General features: G+C 42.0%; 10 protein-coding genes. 2 read left to right on the forward strand and 8 right to left on the reverse strand.

The genetic code is table 11. The annotated features are described in order from the left end of the window. Both rpsI and rplM read right to left on the reverse strand, forming a co-directional pair. Positions 1-369 (reverse strand): 30S ribosomal protein S9 (rpsI, locus tag HT715_RS11175; RefSeq protein ID WP_061472921.1); only part of this gene is annotated, 369 nt, incomplete at its 3' end. 18 nt (positions 370-387) lie between these two features. Further along, positions 388-834 carry a 50S ribosomal protein L13 gene (rplM, locus tag HT715_RS11180; RefSeq protein ID WP_016397194.1) on the reverse strand — a complete coding sequence of 149 codons (447 nt, stop codon included), beginning with the start codon at positions 832-834 and terminating at the stop codon, positions 388-390. Between the two features lie 344 nt (positions 835-1,178). Here rplM and HT715_RS11185 point away from each other — a divergent pair, with 344 nt between their 5' ends. Next, the gene (locus tag HT715_RS11185) at positions 1,179-1,496 is read left to right on the forward strand and encodes a DUF960 domain-containing protein (protein WP_000886027.1); all 318 of its coding nucleotides are present in this window, start codon (positions 1,179-1,181) and stop codon (positions 1,494-1,496) included. A gap of 141 nt (positions 1,497-1,637) precedes the next feature. On the opposite strand, the gene folB is transcribed toward HT715_RS11185, so the two are convergent. The 6 genes from folB to HT715_RS11215 form a co-directional block, all read right to left on the reverse strand. After that, complete coding sequence (gene folB, locus HT715_RS11190) at positions 1,638-2,450, reverse strand: dihydroneopterin aldolase (RefSeq protein ID WP_119943181.1); 813 nt, start codon at positions 2,448-2,450, stop codon at positions 1,638-1,640. A 134-nt stretch (positions 2,451-2,584) separates the two neighbouring features. Then, positions 2,585-3,139 carry a GTP cyclohydrolase I FolE gene (folE, locus tag HT715_RS11195; RefSeq protein WP_061827444.1) on the reverse strand — a complete coding sequence of 185 codons (555 nt, stop codon included), beginning with the start codon at positions 3,137-3,139 and terminating at the stop codon, positions 2,585-2,587. Beyond that, positions 3,120-4,442, reverse strand: coding sequence for a folylpolyglutamate synthase/dihydrofolate synthase family protein (locus HT715_RS11200; protein WP_172922964.1), 1,323 nt, complete (start codon positions 4,440-4,442; stop codon positions 3,120-3,122). The genes folE and HT715_RS11200 overlap by 20 nt, the downstream gene beginning before the upstream one ends. 1 nt (position 4,443) lies before the next feature. After that, positions 4,444-5,418, reverse strand: a complete 975-nt coding sequence (gene folP, locus HT715_RS11205) for a dihydropteroate synthase (protein ID WP_171043162.1) — start codon at positions 5,416-5,418, stop codon at positions 4,444-4,446. A 93-nt stretch (positions 5,419-5,511) separates the two neighbouring features. Further along, positions 5,512-6,219: a CPBP family intramembrane glutamic endopeptidase gene (locus HT715_RS11210; RefSeq protein WP_054388279.1), complete on the reverse strand. Its 708-nt coding sequence runs from the start codon at positions 6,217-6,219 to the stop codon at positions 5,512-5,514. Between the two features lie 52 nt (positions 6,220-6,271). After that, a complete protein-coding gene (locus HT715_RS11215) occupies positions 6,272-7,690 on the reverse strand; it encodes an NCS2 family permease (protein WP_054388277.1) in 1,419 nt (472 codons plus the stop codon). 189 nt (positions 7,691-7,879) lie between these two features. Here HT715_RS11215 and HT715_RS11220 point away from each other — a divergent pair, with 189 nt between their 5' ends. After that, complete coding sequence (locus HT715_RS11220; RefSeq protein ID WP_023939141.1) at positions 7,880-8,692, forward strand: Cof-type HAD-IIB family hydrolase; 813 nt, start codon at positions 7,880-7,882, stop codon at positions 8,690-8,692. Positions 8,693-8,787 lie beyond the last annotated feature (95 nt).

The following is an 8,787-nucleotide window of genomic DNA, read 5'->3' on the forward strand; positions in this document are numbered from 1 at the left end:
TTTACGAGCTTTCTTAAGACCTGGTTTCTTACGTTCAACTTTACGTGAGTCACGTGTAAGAAGTCCTGCGCGTTTCAATGAATCGCGGAAGTCAGGGTCTACTTGAAGAAGGGCACGAGCGATACCGTGACGGATAGCTCCTGATTGACCAGCGTATCCACCACCTACAACGTTAACGAAAACGTCGTATGAACCTACAGTTGAAGTAACTGCGAATGGTTGGTTGATGACAAGACGAAGGTCAGCGTGTGGGATGTACTCTTCAACATCTTTTTTGTTAACAGTGATTTTACCAGTTCCTGGAACAAGGCGAACGCGTGCAACAGCGTTTTTACGACGTCCAGTACCTGCATATTGTGCTTGTGACATACTTTATTGTTCCTTTCCTTAGATAAGTCCTGAAATGTCAAGAACTTCTGGTTGTTGTGCAACGTGAGTGTGCTCAGCTCCAACAAATACTTTCAACTTCATACCTTGAGCGCGTCCAAGAGTATTGTGTGGAAGCATACCTTTAACTGATTTCTCGATCAAACGTACTGCATTTTTAGAACGAAGTTCACCTGCAGAGATTTGTTTCAATCCACCTGGGTGGTTTGAGTGAGTGTAGTAGATTTTATCAGTTGCTTTTTTACCAGTCAATTTAACTTTTTCAGCATTGATAACAATCACAAAGTCACCTGTATCAGTGTGTGGTGTAAATGTTGGTTTGTTTTTTCCGCGAAGTACGCTAGCAACTACTGCAGAAAGACGTCCAAGTGGTACATCAGTTGCGTCAACTACGTACCATTTACGTTCAACCTGGCCTGGTTTAGCCATAAATGTTGTTTTGTTCATGATTTCTCCTATATATAGTTCGATTTTTGTTTACGATGATGGGTGTTCCTTCCCATCGAAAAGTATTTGGAAGGTTCCGGGGCCTTTCAAATGGGGTAAACAATACCGCCTACTATCATACCAAATTTCACCCCTAAAAGTCAATAGATATGAAAAATATTTTTCGGTAACTTCTCAAAGTAACTGAAAGTTATATAATCAAGTTAATTTGGGAATTTACCTATTAACTTCGGTAGATTTTTGGGAATTTTTCCCTGTAGCTAAAATCCTTTTCAAAAAATCACCTTTTCTTGATTTTTAATCCTATTTGCTGTATGATAAGGGAAAAGAAAGGGGACAGAGATATGGCTTTTACCAATACCCACATGCGGTCTGCTAGTTTTGGCATTGTTACCAGCTTGCCTGATGACATCATTGACTCTTTTTGGTATATTATTGACCACTTCTTAAAAAATGTCTTTGAATTGGAAGAAGAACTCGAGTTTCAATTGCTCAATAACCAAGGAAAAATTACCTTCCACTTCTCAAGTCAACACCTCCCTACAGCCATTGATTTTGATTTTAACCATCCCTTTGACCCTCTTTATCCCCCCAGAGTCTTGGTTTTAGACATGGACGGTAGAGAAACTATCCTACTCCCAGAAGAAAATGACCTATTTTAATACTCAATGAAAANNACTAGGAAGCTAGCCGCAATCTGTACTTGAGTACGGTAAGGCGACGCTGACGTAGTTTGAAGAGATTTTCGAAGAGTATAAAAACTCTAGCCTTCAGTTACAAACGACTGAAAACTAGAGTTTTTTCTATTGTTTCAAAGCATTATACAAGTTGCGGATCGGTTGCTTTAATGTCGGATGGATAAAATGAGGCGCAATTTCTTGTAGAGACTCAAGAACAAAAAGGCGTTCTGCTATGTAAGGATGGGGCAAGATAAGCTCATCTGTGTAAATGACCTGGTCCTCCACAAAGAGCAAGTCCAAATCAATCAAACGAGGCCCCCAATGTACTTCTCTCACCCGTCCCATCTCTGACTCAATGGCTAACAAGATCTCTAATAGCACTGGAGCAGGCAACCATGTTTCTACTTCAACCACTTGATTATCAAAGCTATCCTGCTCCACTCCACCCCAAGGCTCCGTCGCTAAGACACTGGACTCTTTGAGAATATGGATACCTCGAGCTCGCAGTTTGTCAACGGCTTGCTCTAAGTTTGCTTGCTTATCCCCCATATTGCTTCCTAGGGCGATAAAGGCTCGTTGCTTGCGGCGATGAATGGTTACCGAGCAAGTATCTAGTGGCAAATGCACTGGCGCCCAAGGTTTTTTTAGTTCCAGCTTTATTTCTTGGACAAGAGGATAGGCCTCAAAGGTACGTCCCACCAGTTTGTAGGCTACCGTTTCAATCAAGTCCTCAGTTGTTTCCTGAAACCATGTCGTCCACTGCTGACACAGTTCTCCATAATGGACAGAGGCTGTTAAATCCAAATCTGTCGCCGCCTTGGTCATATCATAGGATAGGATTGCGGAAATAACAAACTTCTGCCCCAATTCTTTCTCACTCGGAAAAAGACCATGATAGGCAAAAATTTCCAAATCCTTAATCTGCAGTTGATCCATAATGATTCCTTTCTAGAAAAATCCGCCCAAAGCGGATTCTTTTTATACTCAATGAAAATCAAAGTGCAAACTAGGAAGCTAGCCGCANNTGCAGATGGAAGCTGACGTAGTTTGAATTTGATTTTCGAAGAGTATTATAGTCCCATTAAACGATAAGCCTGATCTCGGAGGTCCTTATCTGTTTCAAATAGACCACGAGCTACTGTCGTCAAGGTGGCAGTGCCCGGTTTTCTGACACCACGCATGCTCATACACATATGTTCCGCCTCAATGACAACAAAGGCTCCTTTAGCGCCTAGATACTCCATCAAGGCATCAGCCACTTCGATATTCAACCGTTCTTGAATTTGTGGCTTTTTAGAATAAACTTCAACCGTACGAGCTAGCTTAGACAAACCTGCCACACGGCCATCTGGAATATAGGCAATATGCGCTCTACCATAAAATGGCAAGAAGTGGTGTTCACACATGGTATGGAAAAAAATATCCTTTTCTACCACCATATTATCGTCAATAATCTCAAAGGATTTTGACAAATGTTCCTCCGCTGTTTGACCAAGACCTGAAAAAATCTCTTGGTACATACGGGCTACACGAGCAGGTGTTTCCTGCAAGCCCTCGCGATTAACGTCCTCTCCGACAGCCTCGATAATCATTTTTACAGCTGCTTCAATCTTTTGTGTATCCATTCTCATTCTTCCTCTCCATCAGATAGGCTCTCATTTGGCTCAAGAAATACAAGGAACCCGTGACAATCCTAACTGTTTGTTTCTCTTCTTTTTTATCTGTCAATTTCTGCTCTAGAAAATCCTGCCAACCTTGGTAGCTGAGATTTCTAGACTTAGCTGCCTCTTCCAGCACGCTTTCATCAGTCGCCCGACTATCGTCAAAATGTGTCAGGGTAAGCTCGGTATCTGGCATGCCCCCCAGCAAGTCCAACATATCCTCCAAGGCCTTGGTTTTGATGCAAGTAAAAAGGATTTCCTTACGATAATCCGCAAAGCGTTCTTGCAAGGTTGCTATTAAAGCCTTGATAGCATGGGGATTGTGGGCTCCATCCAAAATCATCAAGGGAGCTCCTGACACGATTTCCAAACGCCCCGGCCAACTTGTTTCTTCCAAGGCTTGACCAAGCCGGTCATTGCTTGCTAGTTCTCGACCATCTTCTTGACAAAAATTATCAAGTAAAGCTATGGCCATCCCAGCATTCTCTATCTGGTGCAAACCAAGCAGGCCAGTCTGGAAGCGACCTTGTCTGAGAGAGCTAGTATAGTCAAAGACCTCGCCTGTCACCACACTCTCTTGGTGACTAACATGATAATTTGCCCCGTAGGCAAGTCTCGGCGCATCTTTCCCTTCCGCAATGCGGTCAATCACAGCCAAGGCTTCTGGAGCGATACGACCTGTCACCAAGGGAGTTCCTTGTTTGATAATGCCTGCCTTCTGCTCTGCTATGACCTCCAAGGTGTCACCAAGTAGGGCCACATGATCCAAGCCAATAGTTGTAATTCCTGTCAAAATAGGCTGGCAGACATTGGTACTATCCAAAAGTCCTCCCATGCCCACTTCCATGATGGCCACATCTACTTGCTCTGCGGCAAAGTAGTCATAGGCCAGGGCTGTGATAATCTCAAACTCGGTTGTGCCCTGTAAATTGGCGACCGCTTCTCCCTCCAGCAAAGACTGATAGTCTGCCATGAGGGCTTCTAGCCTAGCCTCTGGAATGGATTCCCCATTGATGCTAATCTGGTCTGTATAATGAATGAGATAGGGCGAACTAAACACGCCAACTCTCATCCCCATCTTTTCTAGCATATTTTTCAAAAAAGCAATGGTCGAGCCCTTGCCATTGGTTCCTCCGACATGGATGACCTTGAGTTTGAGATGGGGATTGCCACGCAAAGCTAACAGTTCCACCATGCGTTCCAAGCCAAAATGCGGTTGATCCGTCCGATAGTGGGCAATCCACTGATTGTTTTCAAATTCTTTCATCTTATTTATATTGTTTTAAATCTAAATTTTCCGCTTCATCAGCCAGACGAATAGTAGAGGCAATTTCAACTGCCATCCTGTGACTAGCTACGTCATGCACGCGCACCACTTCTACACCCTGTCTCGCAGCGATACTGGTTACATGAGCCGAAGCCGTGTCCCGATTGCGGAAACCAAGCTCTGTCTCAGGATTGACTTCAAAACCATTCTCCTCTAGGATATTGATGACAAATCGCTTGCGCGAAACTCCGAGAAAGATTGGATAGCCTTTCTGATGTAGTTTATCCAGGTCCCGTAAAAGAAGCAGATTTTCTTTCTTGGTCAGACCAAAGCCAATTCCTGGATCCAACAGGATATTTTCTGGTGCAATACCAGCTTCTGCCGCTCTCGCTAGTGCTCGTTCAAAGAAAGCCACCATCAAGTCTTCGATTGGCAATGTTTCAAAGTCAGCTAACTCTTCCTCTGTAAAAGCTTGACCAAAACCAAAATGAGGGAAGATGAGCGAGCTAGGGTGCTGAGGTCGAGTCATAACTGGATTAAACATAATGACTACTTTCGCTCCAGCCTTAGCAACCACATCCGCCATTTTTTCATCACCCATTAGACCAGTGATATCATTGACTAGATTGACACCAGCAGCCAAAGCAGCTTCTGCTACTTGACTCTTCCAAGTATCAATAGAGATGAGAACATCACTTTCCTTGCGAATCGCTTTGATCACTGGAACAACACGCTGGATTTCCTCTTCTATCTCAACATAGCTACTTCCCGGCCGAGTTGATTCTCCGCCGATATCTAGCATACTAGCCCCTTCTGCTATCAATTTACGAGCCTGCTGGAGTGCCTGCTCAAGCGCAAAAAATTGACCACCATCCGAAAAGGAATCTGGGGTTACATTGATAATTCCGCAAATAGCTGTCTTTGCATGATTGGCTTTACTTGACATATCGGTCACTCCCTCAAGGCTTTTCACCATATTATTTCTCTATTTTACCATAAAAAGAAAAAGATGGACACGATTGCATTCATCTTTTTCCCAGTAGAAACAAGTAAGCAATTGTCAAAAATCTTAAACAGAAATCCCTAATGTCCGACTCATGATCACCACAAGAGCCAACAAACAGAAAGCAACTCCATTCACAATCATGTGAAGTAAGATCGACATTTCCAAACGTTGGGTTTTATAAACTGTCCAAGTTAGCACAGTTGACATTCCTCCATAGATAAGAAGAGAAGGTAGATTACTTGGTTGATGCAATAAAGCAAACACAATCGTACCGACTACAAATCCTAAATTCTCCTTGCCTATGAAAATCTTTTTAGGGACAATCCCACGGCACAAGATTTCCTCACAAATCGGAGCAAGCAAGGCTAGCAAGAAGAAACTGGAAATCAGAGAACTATTTTGAACCATATCGTTAACCTTGGACTGATTACTTGTCACAGTCTCATTTGACAGTTGCAACAAGATAGAACCAAGTATATTTAAACAGATAATGACTAAATAACTTAATCCCAAACGTGCCAAATCCTTAGCTCTAAAAAAAGAAAAATTAAAACTTGCTAATTGCGTTTTACGAGCTCCAAAAATAAATAGTGACAACACTACAATCGAAATACCAGCAACTATCAGTCCTGACTGTAACAGTGGTACTGCATTTAAAGTTAAAATAGCAGTAACCCCTATAGGAATCTGATATAAAATTGTCGCCAGTAAAAAGATTAACAGCCAGCCTGCACGATTCAATAATTCTTTCCACATACTTTTCTCTTCCATCATTCATCTCCTTTATATTAAAAAAGGGGGAAAATCCCCCGGGGTTATTCTATTATAAGGCCATGCTGATGTAGTTCAGGATAAATAAGGCATCCAAAATCCAAATCATGACATGAACATCTTTAACTTGACCTTTGACAAGCTTAGTCAAAGTGTAAGTCAAGAAACCAACTGCAATCCCTTGAGTGATAGAGTAGCTGAATCCCATAAAGATAGATGTGAAGAAAGCAGGAACTGCTTCAGCCATGTCGTCCCAATGGATATTTTTCAAGCTAGCCAACATCATAATCCCAACGATAATCAAGATTGGAGCTGTAGCGGCTGTTGGTACAATCGCTAGAAGTGGGCTAAAGAAGCTTGAGATCACAAAACAGATTGCCACGACCAAGGCTGTCAAACCAGTACGTCCACCTGCACCAATACCAGCAGCAGACTCAACATAAGTCGTTACGTTTGAAGTACCTGCGATGGCACCGACTGTCGTTCCAATCAAATCAGAGTAAAGAGCCTTGTCCAATTTGGCTGATTGGTGATTTTCACCATTTGTCGCTACGATACCAACTTTTTCACCTGTACCGATCAAGGTACCAATTGTATCAAAAATATCTGTCAATGAGAAGGCAAGAATGGCCATCAGAGTTTCAGGCAAGCGAGCTGTATCTGAAACCAAAGCTCCCAAACCTTCTGAACCGAGAGCTGCACCAAAGACTGTCTTCAAATCTTCAAAGGCTGCACCAACATGGTTATTAGCAAAATCGATGCTTGACAAATCTACCAAACCAACTGCAATAGCAAGAACAGTTGTTGTCAAGATAGAGAGGATAATTCCCCCTTTAATCCCTTTGATGACAAAGAAGATAGTAATGGCAAGTCCTGCAAGAGCCACTAAAACAGCTGAATTATTAAAGCTGACCAATCCTGGAACTGCTAAAGAGTTTGCTGCAATCGTTGCTTGAGCTTTGTCAACCCCTTCTCCTACAACAGTATAGTTGCCTGGATCAATCGTAAATTTCAAAAGTCCAGCATTCTTAATCCCTACATAGGCAAGAAAGACACCGATACCAGCTGAAATAGCTGAGCGAAGGGCATTTGGAATCGATTCAATGATCATTTTACGAACATTTGTCAAGGTAATAATCAATGAAATAATCCCACAGATGAAGACCATAGCTAGGGCTTCTTGCCAAGAATAACCAAGCCCGAATACAACTGTAAAGGTAAAGAAGGCATTGAGTCCCATACCTGGTGCTTGGGCATAAGGTAAGTTAGCATAAAAAGCCATCATCAAGGTACCCGCTACTGCACCAATAATCGTCGCTAGGAAGACGCCCTGAGCAGGCATTCCTGTTTGTGAAAGCATTTGTGGGTTTACAAAGAGAATATAGCTCATTGCAAAGAAAGTTGTTAAACCAGCGAGAACCTCTGTACGAACGTCTGTACCGTTCTCTTTTAGTTTAAATAATTTGTCCATCATCAATCTCCTTTTAATTTTTACGAACAATAATAGAATTATATCATTTATCATTCACTTTTTCAATGTCTTTGTTTGATTTGTTTAAGAAATTAATCCAATTTCATTTTTTGTTTGGAATCTGCTTTTCTGCCTGCTTTCTGTTATAATAGAAGACATCTTATCTGAAAACACACTAGAAAGGTCCATATGACGAAAAAAATTATTGCAGTTGACCTGGATGGAACCCTGCTCAACTCAGACAGTCAAATTTCTGACTTTACCAAAAAAACCATCAAAAAAGTTGCTGAAAAAGGCCATCAGGTTATTATTACGACAGGTCGCCCTTACCGTATGTCAAAAGATTTTTACCGTGAACTGGGCTTAGACACTCCTATGATTAACTTCAACGGATCCCTTACTCATTTACCAGACCAAGTTTGGGATTTTGAAAAGTGTTTGACTGTAAACAAAAAATATCTGCTAGATATGGTTCAACGTTCAGAGGACATTCAAGCCGATTTTATCGCTGGAGAATATCGTAAAAAATTCTACATTACAAATCTCAATGAAGAAATTGCCAATCCCAAACTATTTGGTGTAGAAGCTTTCCAGCCTGAAGATCAATTCCAGCCTGAATTGGTGACCAAGGACCCTAACTGTATCCTCTTGCAGACCAGAGCCAGTGACAAATATGCCTTGGCAAAAGACATGAACGCCTTCTACCAGCATCAACTTTCTATCAATACCTGGGGAGGTCCGCTCAATATCCTTGAATGTACCCCAAAAGGTGTCAACAAGGCCTTTGCTTTGGACTACTTGCTCAAGATAATGAATCGCGACAAAAAAGATTTGATTGCCTTTGGAGATGAATACAATGATACCGAAATGCTCGCTTTTGCTGGGAAGGGTTATGCCATGAAAAATGCCAATCCAGAGCTACTCCCTTATGCAGATGAGCAAATTTCTCTGACCAATGACCAAGACGGTGTTGCCAAAACCCTACAAGACTTATTCTTATAACCTATACTGATACTCAATGAGAATCAAAGAGCAAACTAGGAAGCTAGCCGTAGGTTGCTCAAAGCACTGCTTTGAGGTTGTAGATGAAGCTGACG

This window comes from Streptococcus sp. 4155, from assembly GCF_013276695.1.
GTDB lineage: Bacteria > Bacillota > Bacilli > Lactobacillales > Streptococcaceae > Streptococcus > Streptococcus pseudopneumoniae.